Source organism: Adhaeribacter arboris, from assembly GCF_003023845.1.
Lineage (GTDB): Bacteria > Bacteroidota > Bacteroidia > Cytophagales > Hymenobacteraceae > Adhaeribacter > Adhaeribacter arboris.
This window is the reverse complement of the sequence record NZ_PYFT01000001.1, coordinates 5,200,293-5,217,209: the sequence shown is the minus strand read 5'-3', so window position 1 is coordinate 5,217,209 and position 16,917 is coordinate 5,200,293. Positions and strand designations below refer to the sequence as shown.

8 protein-coding genes are annotated in these 16,917 nt (G+C 45.0%); 4 read left to right on the top strand and 4 right to left on the bottom strand.

Annotated elements, in window-relative coordinates; genetic code table 11:
• The first annotated feature begins 795 nt into the window (after nucleotides 1-795).
• The 4 genes from AHMF7605_RS21190 to tamL all read left to right on the top strand — a co-directional run bounded on the left by AHMF7605_RS21190 (nucleotide 796) and on the right by tamL (nucleotide 8,444).
• Nucleotides 796-5,070, top strand: coding sequence for a translocation/assembly module TamB domain-containing protein (locus AHMF7605_RS21190; RefSeq protein WP_106932010.1), 4,275 nt, complete (start codon nucleotides 796-798; stop codon nucleotides 5,068-5,070).
• Nucleotides 5,061-5,240 (top strand): translocation/assembly module TamB domain-containing protein, encoded by a 180-nt coding sequence (locus AHMF7605_RS21185; protein ID WP_106932009.1) that lies wholly within the window; start codon nucleotides 5,061-5,063, stop codon nucleotides 5,238-5,240. The genes AHMF7605_RS21190 and AHMF7605_RS21185 overlap by 10 nt, the downstream gene beginning before the upstream one ends.
• The gene (locus AHMF7605_RS21180) at nucleotides 5,207-6,016 is read left to right on the top strand and encodes a translocation/assembly module TamB domain-containing protein (protein WP_106932008.1); all 810 of its coding nucleotides are present in this window, start codon (nucleotides 5,207-5,209) and stop codon (nucleotides 6,014-6,016) included. The genes AHMF7605_RS21185 and AHMF7605_RS21180 overlap by 34 nt, the downstream gene beginning before the upstream one ends.
• 73 nt (nucleotides 6,017-6,089) lie before the next feature.
• The gene (tamL, locus tag AHMF7605_RS21175) at nucleotides 6,090-8,444 is read left to right on the top strand and encodes a translocation and assembly module lipoprotein TamL (RefSeq protein ID WP_146153638.1); all 2,355 of its coding nucleotides are present in this window, start codon (nucleotides 6,090-6,092) and stop codon (nucleotides 8,442-8,444) included.
• A gap of 64 nt (nucleotides 8,445-8,508) precedes the next feature.
• On the opposite strand, the gene AHMF7605_RS21170 is transcribed toward tamL, so the two are convergent.
• From AHMF7605_RS21170 to AHMF7605_RS21155, 4 genes are all read right to left on the bottom strand, one after another.
• Nucleotides 8,509-10,212, bottom strand: coding sequence for an ATP-binding protein (locus tag AHMF7605_RS21170; protein WP_106932006.1), 1,704 nt, complete (start codon nucleotides 10,210-10,212; stop codon nucleotides 8,509-8,511).
• Nucleotides 10,213-10,503: 291 nt separating this feature from the next.
• Nucleotides 10,504-11,919, bottom strand: a complete 1,416-nt coding sequence (locus AHMF7605_RS21165) for an efflux transporter outer membrane subunit (protein ID WP_106932005.1) — start codon at nucleotides 11,917-11,919, stop codon at nucleotides 10,504-10,506.
• 162 nt (nucleotides 11,920-12,081) lie between these two features.
• Nucleotides 12,082-15,279: an efflux RND transporter permease subunit gene (locus AHMF7605_RS21160; RefSeq protein ID WP_106932004.1), complete on the bottom strand. Its 3,198-nt coding sequence runs from the start codon at nucleotides 15,277-15,279 to the stop codon at nucleotides 12,082-12,084.
• 5 nt (nucleotides 15,280-15,284) lie between these two features.
• Nucleotides 15,285-16,460, bottom strand: a complete 1,176-nt coding sequence (locus tag AHMF7605_RS21155) for an efflux RND transporter periplasmic adaptor subunit (RefSeq protein ID WP_106932003.1) — start codon at nucleotides 16,458-16,460, stop codon at nucleotides 15,285-15,287.
• Nucleotides 16,461-16,917: the final 457 nt, after the last annotated feature.

The following is a 16,917-nucleotide window of genomic DNA, read 5'->3' as shown; positions in this document are numbered from 1 at the left end:
AATATTAAAAAGCGATAAGCACCTATCCCAGTAGAATGACTAAAAGTAAACCTGCGTTAAAATAAATAATTATCTGTTATAGAAGAAGTACCCGGCTAAAGCAACGTTTTACCAGTTCCAAACAGCTTTCCGCAAAGTCAGTAAAACCTATTTTTTCATTCTACTATTGCATTCAATAACATTGCGGAAGGAAATATACCAGACTCAGTAAGCTTCTAAATTTTGGGGGTTATTTATATCTTTATCCGTCCTTTCCGTTGCGGCTGTAGTACGTAATTTTTGCGGTAATTTCTCCTAAATAGATTAGCTTACCAGTCAGTCTATTCCCGGGCGCATGGGTAGATCTAATAAACTTCCATTAACTAACCTTCGGGGATACTACCCTCCCGTATGCGCAAGGAACTGCCCGTGCCAATGGACCGTGGCAGTTATTATAAATGTTCAGAAAAGAAATAAAAGACCAGTTTTCGCCGGTTGCCAACTGGAAACAGCGAAATGTATTTCCTTATGTAACCTAATTATAAGTTTAGGCATCCAATAAATTTAAAAATTAGAATCTTACTGTCCCAAAACTCTTCCTTTTACCGGAATTAAGCTTCTAAATACGTATAATACTCCCGCTCCATTTAGCTAAGGGGATTCATCTTTTAGCTTTGATTTAACAAAATAGCACCTTTCTTTAAATTAATCCGTAGAAAGCTTGATTTCGTCCTGTTAAATTTAATTATTAAACATATTTCACCTTTAAGTAGAACTCCGCGTCGGCTTTTAAAAGCCTTACTATGGATTATCGGTGTGCCGCTGGCCCTGGTTCTCCTGATCGTTATTGCTCTCCAGATTCCGGGTGTACAGCGTTTTGCCGCTCAAAAAGGCGCTAGTTACCTGGCTAAAACTTTACATACCAAAGTAACTATCGGCGGTTTCACTACCGATTGGCGCAATAGTTTGGTTTTAAAAGAATTTTATCTCGAAGATCAAAAGCGCGATACACTGCTCTATGCCGGCCGGCTGGGAGTAGACATTAATATTTTCGGATTACTTAAAAACCAGATCAACGTTAGTTCGGTGAAGCTCGACGAAGCCACGGTGCACATTAGTTCTACCATGCCCGATAGCGCCACCAACTACGACTTTATTATCGCGGCTTTTGCCGGCGATACTACCGCCGCTCCCGTAGATACCGCCGCCGGTACGCCTTGGGAGTACAAAGTGGGTACCCTGCAACTGAACAATATTTTCTTTACCATGGCCGACGAAGTGGGTGGCAATGACATTCGCACCCGGATAGGCTTTGCTTCGGCAAACATGGACGAATTTAACCCCGAGAAATCGTTGTACCATATTGGGGAAGTAACGCTCCGCAACAGCTACGCCAACATTACCCAGAGCAAGGTTGTCCCCGATACCACCACTACCGATTCTACTACTTTAGATATTGGCCTCCGGAAAGTAAACCTCGAGAACATTAAATTTAATTTTAATAACAAGGTAGCCGCGCAACGGATTATTCTGGACGTAAAAAAATCGGAACTGGCTGCGGATAAAATTGACCTGAAAAATGCCCGGATCGATTTAAAACGCTTTGATCTGAATAATGCTTATTTTGCTTACTTCCAGGATAAAAATACCTCTCCCGACTCACTAGCGATTAACCCGGCCAAAACCGCGGCAAAAATTGACAGTGCCGCCGAAGCAACAGCCGGAGATACCTTAAACTGGGTAGTCACGCTCGGCGATTTAAACGTGGGTAATTTAAACGTTGATTTTGGCAATTATAACACGCCCGAACAAAAGACCGGCATGGACTTTAACCACCTGGCTTTTAAAAATATCAACCTCGATCTAAATGACCTGTATTACAGCACCGACCGAATTACTGCCGATTTAAACCAGTTAACCTTACAGGAAAAAAGCGGTTTCCGGTTAAATAATTTCGCGGCCAACATTAACGTCGATTCTACCCGTGCGTCTTTAACCAACCTGGACCTGCAAACCGGCGAAAGTCACTTACGCCCGAGCTTCGCTTTAGGGTATCCGTCTTTAACCACAATCGGGGAAGATATCAACCAACTGCGGATTGATGCCGACCTGGAAAACTCAATTATTGGCTTACAGGATGTGTTATATTTTGCTCCTACTCTGGCCGAAAATCCTTCTTTCCGGAAAATTACCAACCGCTCCATCACGTTGGATGGTCGCTTGTTTGGCCGTTTGGATAATTTAAATGCCGATAAATTCCGGCTGCAAGGCCTGACGGGCACGGCCATCAACCTGACCGGTAACCTGAAGCAAATGCTGGATTTCGTGAATAAAGGCGCTTTGGATTTACGCGTAAACGAATTTAGAACTACGCGCACCGATGTATTAGCCCTACTACCGCCCGGCACCATGCCGAAAGATATTTCTTTGCCCAGTAGTATTGCTCTTTCGGGAGGAGTACGAGGTACCCTAAAAAATCTTGCTCTGAACAATCTTCGGGTTACTGCTGCCGGGGGTACAGCTTTGGCGGCCAGCGGAACTATTCACAATGCCACTGATCCGGACCGGCTGCGGATGAATTTACAAATTGCGAACTTTTCTACCTCACGCACGGCCTTGGTGAATTTACTACCCAAAGGCACTATACCTACTACTATCCGATTACCGGAAAATCTAAAACTTGCTGGCAGCTTCAACGGCTCGCTCGAAAACTTTATTACCAATGCCAATATTGTTACCTCCTTTGGCAATGGCCGCGTAGAAGCGCAACTTCAACCCGGAGAACGCTTTAACGCTACTGCTCGCTTAATCCGGTTTAACGTTGGCCGTTTACTAAAACAAGAACCTACGCTGGGTACTGTTACGGCAACGGCTACAGCCGCCGGAAGTGGTTTCAGTCCGGAAAAAATGCAGGCCGATTTTACGGCTACCGTGCAGGAAGCTTTCTACAATAAATACCAATACAAAGATGTGAACCTGAAAGGCAACATCGACCGGAACGTGTACGCGGTAACCGGTAATATGAAAGATTCGAATTTAGCCTTTAATCTGGATGGAAATTTTGATTTACGCAACGAGAAAGTACCCGTTTACCGCGCTAACTTAAATATAGATAATGCTAATCTAAAGGCGCTGCATTTCTATGCTACCGATTTTACCTTACGCGGCTTAATAAGCGCCGATTTAAGTGGAGCAACGCCGGACGAAATGAAAGGAACCTTGGGTATTAGCAATTTACTGATGCGCCAGAACAAACGCAATTACCCGATTGATACCTTACAGATGCAGTTAAATAATGCCATTGGCCGTACCGATATCCGGTTGCAGTCGAGTATTCTTTCGGGTTTTTTCCGGGGTAACAACAGCTTAACCGATTTGCCGGTGGCCTTGCAGAAGTTTATCGATGGCTATTTCGATATTCAGGAAGCGCCTTTTACCTCGCCCGTCAACTTACAGGATTTTGAGTTTAACTTTAAGCTGCGGCGGTCGCGGGTTATCCGGGCCTTCGTACCGGATTTAAAACGGTTACGGCCCAGCACTTTCGCCGGCTCCTACGCCAGCGCTGGTCAAAATTTACGAATAAATGCCAACGTCCCCGGCCTGAAGTACCTGAGTTACAACATTGATACCGCCCGGGTAAATGTTAACAGCGACCCCAACAAAATTTCCTTTGCTATGAACGTAATGGAACTGGCGGATTCGTCGATGCAGGTGCGCAACATTGCTTTAACGACCGATTTACAAAATAACACGCTGCGCACGCACGCTCAGATTTCGAATAATAACGGTCAGGCGAGGTTTGCTTTAGGAGGATTACTTTCTACCATTGCCAAAGGTTACCGGTTTAGTTTTGCGCCCGACGAATTAATTATTAACAGCGAAAAATGGACCGTAGCGCCGGATAACTACATTCAATACCAGGACAACAATATTTTTGCCCGCAATGTGCGCCTATCCTACGGTAACAGTTCGCTGTCCATCAATAGCCAGGGCACCAATACCGTAAACGCTCCCTTGGAGGTTAATTTCGGAAATTTCGACTTAGGTTACATTTCGCGCTCCATCCAGCAAAGTCCGGATACTTTATTAGTGGCCGGGGTGCTGAACGGGAACGTAGTATTACGGGATATCATGAAAGCTTTACGCTTTACCTCCGATGCTTCGGTAACGAATTTAGCCTATACGGGTATTCCCATCGGCAATATTACCGTGCAGGCCAGCAACCCCGAAACAACCCGCTACAATGTAAACGCCAGTTTGAGCGGTAATGGCAACAACGCCAACGTTACCGGTTATTACCTGGCGCAGGATACTACCAATGCCCTGAACTTAACGGCTACGATTGGCAGCATAAACATGGCTATGGTCGAAGGATTTAGCGCCGGCATGTTAAAACGGGTATCGGGTAACGTAGGCGGCAATTTTACCATTACGGGTAGCACCAGTAAACCGGTCATCCGAGGAGCTGCCACCTTTAACAATGCCGCGTTTACGGTAGCCATGTACAATTCGGCTTACCGCTTAGTTAACGAAACTATCTCCTTCAACGAAGAAGGCATCCGGTTTAATAATTTCACTATTCTCGATTCCCTGAATAACAAAGCCGTTATTTCCGGCGCGGTATATACTCCGGATTACGTGTATTATCGTTTTGATTTAACCGCTACTACCGATGATTTTCTGGCGATAAATTCCAACGAAAAGAATTACCAGTTGTATTACGGCAAACTGATTCTGGATAGCCGCACCCGGATTCAAGGCGATATCAACACGCCTATTATTAATTCCGATGTAACCGTGGTAGATGGTTCCCGGTTAACGATGGTATTGCCAAACGAAGCCACGGAGCAATCGCAGGAAGGTATTGTGCAGTTTGTAAGTATGCGCCGCCGACAGAACCAGCTAGTGGAAACCGAAGAAGATACTACCCAAGATGTGGCTATGAGTGGCTTTGAATTAGCGGCTACCATTAATTTAACGGATAAAACTTTATTTACCGTTATTGTAGACCCCATTACCGGCGACTTCCTGGATGTGCGCGGCAATACCAAGCTCAATTTTGGCATTGATCCGGGGGCAGCATGGATTTAACGGGTACCTATACCATAAAAGAAGGTAAATACCGGCTGAGTTTCTTAAACGTAAAACGGGAACTGGAATTTGCCGAAGGCGGTACCATTACCTGGTTAGGCGACCCATTAGAAGCTACCGCTGATTTAAGAGCCGTATACAAGGTAGAAACAGCCCCCGAGAGCTGTTAGCCAGTCAGACACCAGGTAGCCAGGATGAAAGATTCAAGCAAAAGGTACCGTTTTTGGTGTACGTAAATGTTAAAAACGCTTTACTCAAACCAGATATTACGTTTGATATTGATATTCCGGAAGAGGAACGCGCCTCTTCGCCGGCAGCTACCGCCGCCTACCCCGCCATTCAACAATTACGCAGCGAACCATCGGAAATGAACAAACAAGTATTTGCCTTGTTAGTGCTCAACCGGTTCCTGGCGCCTGATCCACTGCAATCGTCCGGAGGCGGTGGTTTAGAAGGTACTATCCGCAACAGTTTAAGCGATGTGCTTAACGATCAGTTAGATAATTTAACCAACCGATACGCCGGCGGCTTAGGTCTGGAGTTAGGATTAAATACCTACGAAGATTATTCAACCGGGTCCTCGCAGAACCGGACCGATTTAAACGTAGCTGTACGTCGTCAGTTCTTTAACGACCGGCTGCAGTTTAGAGTAGGTACCAACGTAGGCTTAGAAGGCCGGAGCCAAAGCAGTGAACAAAACAGCGGCGGCGGTTTCGCCGGTAACTTCTCCGTAGAATATTTGGTATTACCCGATGGCCGCTTGCGGGTGCGGGGCTTTAAACAAGATGCTTCTGAAACCTTAACCGATGTGCAGGTGATTGAAACGGGAGGAGCGGTTGTCTACCAGCGCGATTACAACAGCTTCGCGGAACTTTTCCGGCGCATATCTAAAGCCCAACGTAAGGCGAAACAGCAAGACCCGAATGACGTAAGTGCTCAGAAATAAATTTCCAAACCCGGTAAGTTTTCAAAACCTACCGGGTTCAACCCTTATTAATCTAGAACTTTTTACTTATTTAATGATACGATTTTATTTTTTGCGTCTATTCTCTTTTCGGCAGATGCTGGTTCTGGCAGTCGGTGGTTTTGTATTGGTTTTGAGCAGCTGCAGTAGCACCAAAACTCTACCCCCTGGCCGGAAATTATACATAGGGCATAAATTAGAAATTAAATCCGACACCATTATTCCGACTAAAAAGCTACTGGAGCCGGAGCTCGAAAGTGTTATTGTTCCGAAACCCAATACTTCTTTCTTCGGCATTCGTCCGGGCTTGTGGATTAACAATATTGGCAACCCGAATAAAAAGAAAGGTATTGCTTACTGGATCAGAAAAAGATTTGGTCAGGAACCAGTATTGCTCGATTCGGTAAAAGTAAAAAACGTGGTGAGTCTCATGCATAACCGATTAAACAACAATGGTTATTTTGGCTCCCGGGTTACTTACCAGGTTAAAGAAGAAAAAGAACGAATGGCCCGGGTTATTTACCACGCCCAGGTGAGCACTCCTTACCGCATTAAATCTATTCATTTCCCTACCGGTGATTCTATCAGCGAAGCTTCCAGAGCCATGGCGGGCACGCAAAAAACGTCGTTGCTGAAAGTAGGCGACCTATACAATTTAAATACCCTTATTGCCGAACGTACCCGCATTGACGGGGAACTAAAAAACCAGGGCTTTTTCTTCTTTGGGCCGGATGTCATTATTTTTAAAGCCGACAGCACGCGCCACGACCGCACCATTGATTTATACGTGCAACTAAAGCCCGAAACTCCCGCCCGGGCCAAACGTGCTTACCGCCTGAACGAAATTTCCATTTTTACCGATTATAGAATAGGTTACGAAAATCCGCCCAAAACGCCACCGGTTATGGTGCAAGGGTATAAATATTACCCCAACGAATTAACCTTAAAAGCCAAACGGATGCTGCCTTCGGTATTTTTAATGCCCGATTCGCTTTACACCCGTCGCGATCATGCGCTTACCCTGAGCCGGTTAATGGGCCTGGGAACGTTTCAGTTTGTAGATTTAAAATTTTTTGAGGTAGATGCCGAACCCAATCTTTTAAACGCCGAAATGCGCTTAACGCCGGTAGTAAACCAATCATTACGCGCCGAGGCCGAATACGTGAGTAAAAGTAACAACTTTACCGGCCCGGGAATTAATTTAAATTACCGGCACCGCAACCTAGGGCGCGGAGCCGAATTATTAGTATTGAGTTTAAATGCCAACCAAGAAACCCAAGTGGGCGGTAGTAAAAAAGACGAACAACAAACCGGCAGCGACAACAATACGGCTAATGCCTCCCTAAATTCGTTTAGCATTGGCGTTACCGCCGATTTATACGTTCCCCGGATCATTAGCCCGATTAAAGGTTTACGCAATGTACGGAGTGAATTTGTACCTAAAACCCGGTTCCGCTTAGGGGCCAATTACACGAACCGGGTAGGCTTTTTCCAGATGACCGGCTACAACGCCAGTTACAGTTACATCTGGAAACCGCGGGCAACGGTTACCCACGAATTTACGCCGATTAACTTACAATACGTGAACCTGGCGAAAGTATCGCCCGAATTTCAGGCGCGTTTAGATACCAGTGCTTACTTAAGGCAAAGTTTTCAGAACCAGTTTATTCTGGGCGGGATTTATAATTTTAATTTTAACGACCAGGCCCGTTCCGATTTACGCAATCACTTTTATTTTAATGCCAACCTGGATGCCTCCGGTAATTTGTTTAGTTTAGTAAATAACAGCGGCACCTTATTTAACCAAGCCTATTCGCAATATACCCGCCTGGACTTAGATACGCGTTATTATTTAAAATTAACCAAAGGGAGTATGCTTGCCATGCGCCTGCTCACGGGAGTTGGCTTTTCGTACGGAAACTCGCGCGCTTTACCCTACGTGAAACAATTTTTTATTGGCGGTCCGAACAGCTTACGGGCTTTCCGCTCACGAGCCATAGGCCCTGGTACTTTCCGCGATTCCTCAAATACCAGTTACTTCGACCAAACGGGTGATATTCGCTTTGAAGCCAACCTGGAATACCGGGTAGATTTATTTCCGTACGTGAAAGGTGCCTTGTTTGTAGACGCCGGTAATATTTGGTTATCCCGCGAAGCAGTCGATGAAGCAACTGGTAAACTCGAAAAGCCGGGGGCTAAATTCCAAGCCAACAAATTTTTTGAGCAATTAGCCGTAGGCGCCGGTCCCGGTATCCGAATCGATGCTCAAGTAATTGTATTGCGGTTTGATGTGGGCTTTCCGTTACGCATCCCAACACGCTCAGCAGAAGAGTTAGCACCCGGCGAAAAACCTTTCCCTTCGCCCAGCAGGAAAGCTATTTTAAATATTGCGATTGGGTATCCGTTTTAATTCCGGAGTTTGAGATAACTTTTCGACTTTACAACTTTTCGTCTTACCTCTTTACCTTGGGATATTACGAATTAAGTTCTTCCGTTTCTATCCCGTGTTTAAAGAACAGGTTAAAAGTAGTTCCTTCGTCAAGTTTGCTTTCTACTTCAATATAGCCGCCATTATTTTTGATGATGCGGTTAACAATGTACAAGCCTATCCCGGAGCCCGGTACGTGATCATGAAAGCGGGAGAACATCTGAAATAATTTATGCCCCCGTTGCGCCAAGTCCATGCCCAGGCCATTGTCCGATACACTAACTTTATAATACCCAGGTTGCAGGCTACTGGTTACTGTTATCTCCGGGGTTCGTTTAGCTGAGCGGTACTTTAAACCGTTGCTGATTAAATTGTAAAGAATACTTTTTAAGTTTACCCGGCTAAAGGGAAGGATGGGCAATTGTTCTAGTCGGGTAATTATTTTAGCGTCAGTTTCGGATATGGCTACCTGTAAACTTACCTTTACCTCCTCTATTATCTGAGCCAGTTCTAACTTCTCAACGGCCGCTTCCTGATTCTTTTGCACTTTCACGATTTCAGATAAATCCTGAATGGTATGCTGTAATTGTTTTAATGATTTGTCCAGCAGCTCCTGTAGTATTTCCGCATCAGCCGTCTGAAACTGAGCCTGCTCATGTAATACCTGAATAAGTTGCTGAATATGAATGACCGGCGTTTTGAGATCATGGGAAGCAGTATAGACAAAGTTGTCGAGATCCTGGTTAATTCGGCTCAACTCCTCGTTCTTTTTGATAAGGCTTTGCTGCGCTTTCTTCACGTCATCGACATCGGTACAGGTACCTACCCAAAATAATATTTTACCCTCCGTATCTTTTACTACCGTAGCCCGGGTTAAATGCCACCGGTAGCTATTATCGGCTGCCCGCTTTAGCCGGATTTCTATTTCAAAAGTCTCGCCTGTATCCATTGCTTGCTGCCAGATCTTCCCCGTATTTTCTAAATCATCCGGGTGCATAATACTTTGCCACTCTTCGCCTTTCGTCGGTTCCACCGGCAGGCCGCTATACTCATACCACCTTTTATTAAAGTAATTTATATATCCGTTTGGTAAAGCTGTCCAAGCCAACAGCGGAATAGACTCTAGCACGAGCTTTGTGCGCTGTTCGGCTTCTAAATTTGATTCAAATAACCGGGCATTATCAATGGCCACCGCGGCTTGGGCAGCAATACCTTTCAGCAGTTCTTCTTCGTATTGGGTAAAAACGCCGGACTGAATATGACCAAAAAATAGTCCTCCTAATACCGTTCCCGATCGGGAAATAACCGGCAAGGCCATATAGCTTTTCAGGGGTAAGTGCCCTTTGGGCATTCCGTGATGCGGCTTGTTCTGCCCGTAACGGGGGTCCTTGGTAATATCATCGGAGCGGATAATGCCTTCACCATTAAAAGTGGGAGCCAGCAAAGGCGTATTACGCAGCGCGTGCATCCCCGTAAAATCTTCCTTATCGGCACCGGAAAGGGTATAAAGCGTGTGCTCCTCTCCTTGTTCATTTACTTTTTTGTAAAATAAAGCCCCAAATTGTGCTTTACTAATTTGGGTAGCAAGATCGGTAACTTTCTGAACCAGTTTATCAAGTTCCAGCTCCGAGGTTAACATAATACCCACCTGGTTGATTAACTCTAGTTGCTTATTTTTCTCTTCTAGCCTATATTGTGCCTCTTTCAGTTGAAGAAGCAAGGGCGACTGATCAAATAGTTCTTTCGGCATACCTAAATTATTTAACTAGTTATCATTCAAACTTATGTAAGGTAGGGTTTTGTACTTATCAACTGAGCTTCAACTGAATAAACACCATGAAAAAATAGAAAAATCACTTCTCTAAATAAGCTACTTAACAACTTACTAAAGGAAGCGTAAAATATTAAAAATATACGTTTAACCTATGTAATTGGTCATCTTGGCTTAGATTAATGATAAGGTTTTATTAAATTAATGCAAAAAGCCAGTGTTTTTACTAGTAAAAACACCGGCTTTTTGGTACAATAGTTTTCCTTCAAATTACTTCCAACCGCCACCCAGAGCAGCATACAAATCCGTAACGGCGTCTAGTCTTTGCCTTTTGATGGCGGCAAGCGTAAGTTCACTTTGCAGCACATTGCTTTGCGCCGTAATTACTTCCAGGTAATTAGCCAAGCCACTTTTAAATAGCATATTGGCGTTGGCGGTGGCTTGGCGTAAGGTTTGCACGCGTTGGTTGGCGGTAGCTTCCTGCGATTTTAGCTTTTCTATTTTTACCAAGGCATCCGAAGTTTCGCCTACGGCCACCAATACGGCTTGCCGGAATTGAATAACTGCTTTGTCTCGGGCTATTTTGGCTATTTCGTATTGCGTTCTTAATCTTTTGGACTGCATGACCGGCTGTAACACGCTACCCGAAACCACGCCGAATAAAGAGGCCGGAACGTTAAACCAGTTACTGCTGCTAAAAGAATTAATGCCCCCGTTAGCGGTAATGCGTAATGCCGGGTACATATTGGCTTTGGTAATGCCCAGATTGGCGTTTGCTATGGTTAAAGCTAATTCGTTGCTTTTTACATCGGGCCGGCGACTAACCAGAGCCGAAGGTACGCCGGCGGCTATTTCCTCCGGCAAGGTTAATTGTTCCAGCGTTATACTGCGTTCTACTTTATCCGGCAGTTCTCCGGCTAAAATTTTTAAAAAATTCTCCTGAATAGCCATGTTCTGTTCGAACTGCGGCAGGAGCTGAGTGGCGGCTTGTTGCTGGGCTTCGGCTTGTTGCACGGCCAAGGCGGTAACCTGCCCGGCCTGGTATTGCAAGCGAATTATCGCCAAAGTGCTATCGTTTAAGGCAATGTTTTTTTGCGCGATTTTTAATTGTGCATCCAGCATTAACAAGTTGTAAAATCCTTTGGAAACCGCCGCCACAATATTGGTTTGGATGGCTTTCCGGGCTTCCTGGGTTTGCAGGTACGTCGCCAAAGCGCTTTTTTGCTGGTTCCGGATTTTACCCCAGATATCCGCTTCCCACGAAAAGCCAACGCCGGTGGTATAATCGTTAATGTGTTTCGTACCCAGGTCGAACTGGCGTAGATTTAAGCCGGTCACACTATTGCCGGAAGGCCGGTTAGTGCTGCTGCTTACCTGCAAATTAATCTCCGGTACATAGTTCCAGCGCGTTTGTTTTAGTTGCAGATTGGCCGCCTCGATGTTCTTAACTGCCACTTGCATGTCGTAGTTTTTCGCAATGGCACTGTCAATCAAATTTTGTAGAGTAGCTTCGGTAAAAAAGCTTTTCCATTCCAAATCGGCAATGCTGGCAGTTTCATTGGTGGGGGCATTCCGGAAGTGTTCCGGCAAAGGCGCCAGGGAATTATTTGTATCTTCCGATACCTTGCAGGCAGTTAACAAGAGTCCGGCCAGCAAGACGGGCCAACCAGTTATATATTTTTTCATGTCTAATTATCTTAATGTTTTATAAAATCAGCCCTATGATTGAAAAGTGCAGGGGAGTTTTAGATTTTATCTTAGGGTGCGTAAATAGAACGTACCATACCTTTAATCCTCCCCCAACCCCCTCCAAAGGGGGACTTTTCCTTATTTTGTGAAGCTCTACTATTAATTGTGTACCGATTGCAGGGCATTGAGGGGAATATGTTCTTTGGTTTGGTCCGGTAAAATACGCACGGGTTTGCCGGTAATTTTTTCCTGCAAGTGTTGAAACAAAACAAACAATACCGGAATAATAAATAAACCCAGGATAACGCCGGATAACATACCGCCCGCGGCCCCGATACTGATGGAGTGGTTCCCTTGGGCCGAAGGACCAGAAGCAAACATCATGGGTATCAATCCCACCACAAAAGCCAGGGACGTCATAATAATGGGCCGTAAACGCAACCGACTGGCTTCTATGGCGGCTTTGGCTAAAGAAAGACCGGCGTGGCGCCGCTGTAAGGCATATTCTACAATCAGAATGGCATTTTTAGCCAGCAAGCCCACCAACATAATTAAGGCTACCTGTACATAAATATTGTTCGCAATGCCGGTGAAACCGAGGGCCACAAACACGCCGAAAATACCGGTGGGAATGGAAAGAATAACCGACAGCGGCAACAAGTAACTCTCGTATTGGGCGGAAAGCAAAAAGTAAACAAATATTAGACACAAGATAAACACCACCGCCGATTGACCGCCCGAAGAAATTTCTTCGCGGGTTTGGCCGGAAAATTCAAAGGTATACCCATTCGGCAATTGTTTTTCGGCTACTTTCCGGATAGCGTTAATGGCATCACCCGAACTAAAACCAGGTTTAGGAATAACATTAATCTGAATGGAATTAAATAAATTATACCGCGACACGTTTTCGGAGCCGTACACCCGGGTAAGTTTAACCAAGGTATTGAGCGGTACCATGTCGCCTAATTTATTTTTGACAAATACCTGGTCAATAGAAGCAGGATCGGCCCGGTTGGTTTTATCGGCTTGTACCAACACCCGGTAATACTTGCCAAAGCTGTTAAAATCCGAAGCCTGGGCGCTACCAAAATAAACCTGCATGGTTTCCAAAACTTCTTTTAAGCTAACGCCTAACTGGTCGGCTTTCTTTTCGTCTATTTCCAGTTCAAACTGCGGATAATCGGCTTTAAAAGCCGTAAAGGCAAACGCTACTTCATTTTGTTTCATCAGCTCCCCGATAAAATTCTGGGAAATACCGCTAAACTTATCCAGTTGGCCGCCGGTCTTATCCTGCAGAACCACGTCCAAGGCATCCACGTTGCTAAATCCCGGCACGGTAGGGAAAGTAAAGACAAAGAAATCGGCTCCTTTTATCGCGGAAAGCTTTTGCCGTACCTCGTTCATAATGGCGTTAATATCTTTTACTTTCCCTCTTTCTTCGGTGGGTTTTAAAAGAATAAAAGCAATGCCGGACGAAGGACTGGAAGACTGAGTCAGGATATTAAAACCCGACAAACCCATCAGGTATTTTTTAGATTCCAGCTTGTTTAATAAGGCCTCCTGCTGCGCCATCACAGCCGTGGTACGCTCTAAAGAAGCGCCGGAAGGCATGGTGAGCGAAATAGCAATAAAGCCCTGATCTTCGGAAGGAATAAAGCCGGTGGGTGTCCGGTTCACCATCCAGGCGGTAGAAAGCGTGACCAGAACCAAGCCGCCTAAAGCGAGCCATTTGGTACGAAGTAAAAATTTGATGCTGCCAATATACCGCTGGGTAAGAGCCTCAAAGCTCGTATTAAAGCCGGTAAAAAACTTTTCTTTAAAGCTTTTTTTCTTTTGCCCGTTGATGCCGGCGGAATGGTTATTTCGTAAAAATAAAGCGGTAAGGGCTGGGGTAAGCGTTAAGGCATTTACGGCGGATATGACAATGGCAATGGCCAGGGTATACGCAAACTGCCGGTAAAAAACGCCCGTCGAACCTTCCAGGAAACCTACCGGTACAAACACCGCCGCCATCACCAGTGTAATCGAAATAATGGCGCCGGTTATTTCCGACATGGCCTCTACGGTAGCCGCTTTCGGCGCCAGGTGTTTCGCTTCCATTTTGGCGTGCACCGCTTCCACCACTACAATCGCGTCGTCCACCACAATACCAATGGCCAATACCAGGGCAAACAAGGTGAGCAGGTTAATGGAGAACCCAAACAACTGCATAAAAAAGAAAGTACCAATAATGGCCACTGGAACCGCAATAGCTGGAATTAAAGTAGAACGCCAGTCTTGTAAAAACAGGAATACCACGATAAATACCAGAATAAAGGCTTCTATTAGGGTAATTTGTACTTGCTTAATGGAGAGATCTAATGAAACTTTGGTATTATATAAGGTCAGGTATTTTACATTTTTCGGGAAATCCTTTTCGGCTTTTTCCATTAATTTGGCCACGGCAATCTGGATGTCGTTGGAGTTGGAACCCGATAATTGTTGTACCGCAATGTTAATTCCGGGCTTACCGTTTACCCGGGTAAAATTGCCGTAACTAAAAGAACCAAATTCCAGGCGGGCTACATCTTTCAGGCGCAACACCGAACCATCGGCATTCGACCGGATGGCAATATTTTCGTACTGACTGGTTTGGGTTAATTTACCTTTGTATTTAATCACGTACTCAAAAGATTCGGCGCTGCTTTCCCCGAATTTGCCGGGAGCGGCCTCTAGGTTTTTATCCTGAATGGCGGCCATTACTTCTTTGGGCGTTACCTGGTAAGCGGCCATTTGCGCCGGATTTAGCCAAACCCGCATGGAATAATCTTTATTGCCCCCGAATATAATCGATTGGGCCACGCCCGGAATCCGTTTAATTTCCGGAAGAATGTTAATTTGCGCGTAATTAGCCAGGAAAGTCTGGTCGTAGGTGTTGGGGTCTTCCGAAAACATATCTATTACCATAATTAAGCTATTTTGCTGTTTGGAAGTAGTAATGCCTTGTTGAATAACCTCGCCGGGTAATTGGCTGGTAGCCTGGGATACCCGGTTTTGTACGTCCACGGCCGCCTGGTCGGGGTCGGTGCCCAGTTTAAAATAAACGGTGATGATGAGGGAGCCATCGTTGCTGGCAGTAGAGCTCATGTAAGTCATGTTTTCCACCCCGTTAATCGATTCTTCGAGCGAAGGCGCCACGGATCGTAATACGGTTTCCGCATTGGCCCCCGGGTAGTTCGCTATTACCTGAACCGCGGGCGGCGCTATTTCCGGAAATTGCTGAAGCGGTAAACGGGTTAAACCCAGAATACCCAGTAGCACCATAATCACCGAGATTACAGTAGCTAATACAGGTCGGTCAATAAATTTTTTAATCATGCTAATTATCTGATAAAAGAGGTGCGGTTTAAACTATCTGCGGTTAATTTTTCGGGCTGAATAATCTGGCCTTCCTGTAAATGGTCAAAGCCATTAAAAACAATCCGGTCGCCGGTTTTCAAACCTTCTTTCACGAGGTAAGCGCTGTTGCTTTTTCCGGCTATCTGGATAGATTGACGGGTTACTTTATTGCTGTCGCCGACGGCAAAAACAAAAACTTTATCCTGCATTTCAACGGTAGCCGAAGTAGGTACCAGAATGGCATTGTTGTGGTTCAGACTTAACCGGATTTTACCGGTATTACCAGACCGCAGAAAACCTTCCGGATTGGGGAAACTGGCTCTGATGGTAATTGCGCCGGTATTTTTATCAAACTGACCAGCAATCATATCAATTTTACCTTGGTTGGCAAAAGTACTTTGGTCGGTTAGTACTAAATCAACGGGCGGCAAAAGGCGGAGCTTTTCGTTTAAATTCCGGCCGGGATATTGATTTTTAAAATTATTGAAATCTCTTTCGCCGAGGGAGAAATAAACGTGTAACAGGTGCACATCCGACACTTCGGTTAAAGCCTGCGCGTCGGTAGGAGCTACCAAGCTGCCTTGTTTCCGTAACAACCGACCCAAATAGCCATTGACTGGCGCTTTTACGACGGTATAGCCCAGGTTTATTTTGGCAGTGGCCACGGCGGCGGCAGCTTGCTCTACGTTGGCTTTGGCCAGTGAATAAGCCGCTTTGGCGGTTTTAAGCGGAATGTCGGATACCACTTTATTTTGGACCAGTGGCTCTAACTTATCTACTTCCAGTTGCGCTTTTATTAATTCGGCTTCCGCGGCATGTAAACCGGCTTGGGCATTGTTCAGTTGTTCTTTATAAGGCAGATCATTTATTTTAAACAAAGCCTGGCCTTTTGTAACAAGAGCACCTTCATCTACATAAACTTTTTCCAGGTAACCGCTCACCTGCGGCCGAATTTCGATATTGGTTAATCCTTCAATAGTAGCCGGATATTCCTGGTAAGTGGTTACGGTATTGGCTTCTAAGCGGATAACCGGCAAGGAAGGCACCGGAGGAGGTGTTTGGGCAACTTCTTTCGCACCACAGGCGGATAAGATAAAAGCAGCTAGTAGCCCCAAAAAATAGCTGGCTGACGTATAATTTAAATTTTTAAGTTTTTTCATGATTGAAAAGAATAAATGAAAAATGTACTATTTCTCAACTGCCCCATGCAGTTGAATTTATAAAAGAGGAATACTCCAAGTGAAGCCCGAAGCCTGAAAAACAGAGAACCGGGGTAAGAAAGGTTACGTTAAAATAGAATAGATGCGCATCCGAAAACCAGGTGGTTCCGCAGCGAAAAATTAAAAATTCGGGAAATTAAGAGAGCGTGAGGTATCTCTAATAAAATGGGCAAATCATGATAGTAGATTTGAAAAACTGCTTTATTAATGAGCGGGAGTAACGATTAGAATAGACAACAATAGTTAAAGTTGTAAGTAAGAATGGAGGTAATATTTTTAGAATTACTGGGTTGATTGACGGCAACTAAACCATCGGACCTTAGGCCAGGCTGGTTACTAATCCGACTTATTTTACTCATTTCCATTGCTTTATTTTTGTTGTCAGTGATTCTGATTA

Coding starts and splice junctions, on each gene's coding strand:
- AHMF7605_RS21185 (WP_106932009.1), top strand. CDS start 5,061: ATGGATTTAACGGGTACCTATACCATAAAAGAAGGTAAATACCGGCTG.
- AHMF7605_RS21155 (WP_106932003.1), bottom strand. CDS start 16,460: ATGAAAAAACTTAAAAATTTAAATTATACGTCAGCCAGCTATTTTTTG.
- tamL (WP_146153638.1), top strand. CDS start 6,090: ATGATACGATTTTATTTTTTGCGTCTATTCTCTTTTCGGCAGATGCTG.
- AHMF7605_RS21165 (WP_106932005.1), bottom strand. CDS start 11,919: ATGAAAAAATATATAACTGGTTGGCCCGTCTTGCTGGCCGGACTCTTG.
- AHMF7605_RS21170 (WP_106932006.1), bottom strand. CDS start 10,212: ATGCCGAAAGAACTATTTGATCAGTCGCCCTTGCTTCTTCAACTGAAA.
- AHMF7605_RS21160 (WP_106932004.1), bottom strand. CDS start 15,279: ATGATTAAAAAATTTATTGACCGACCTGTATTAGCTACTGTAATCTCG.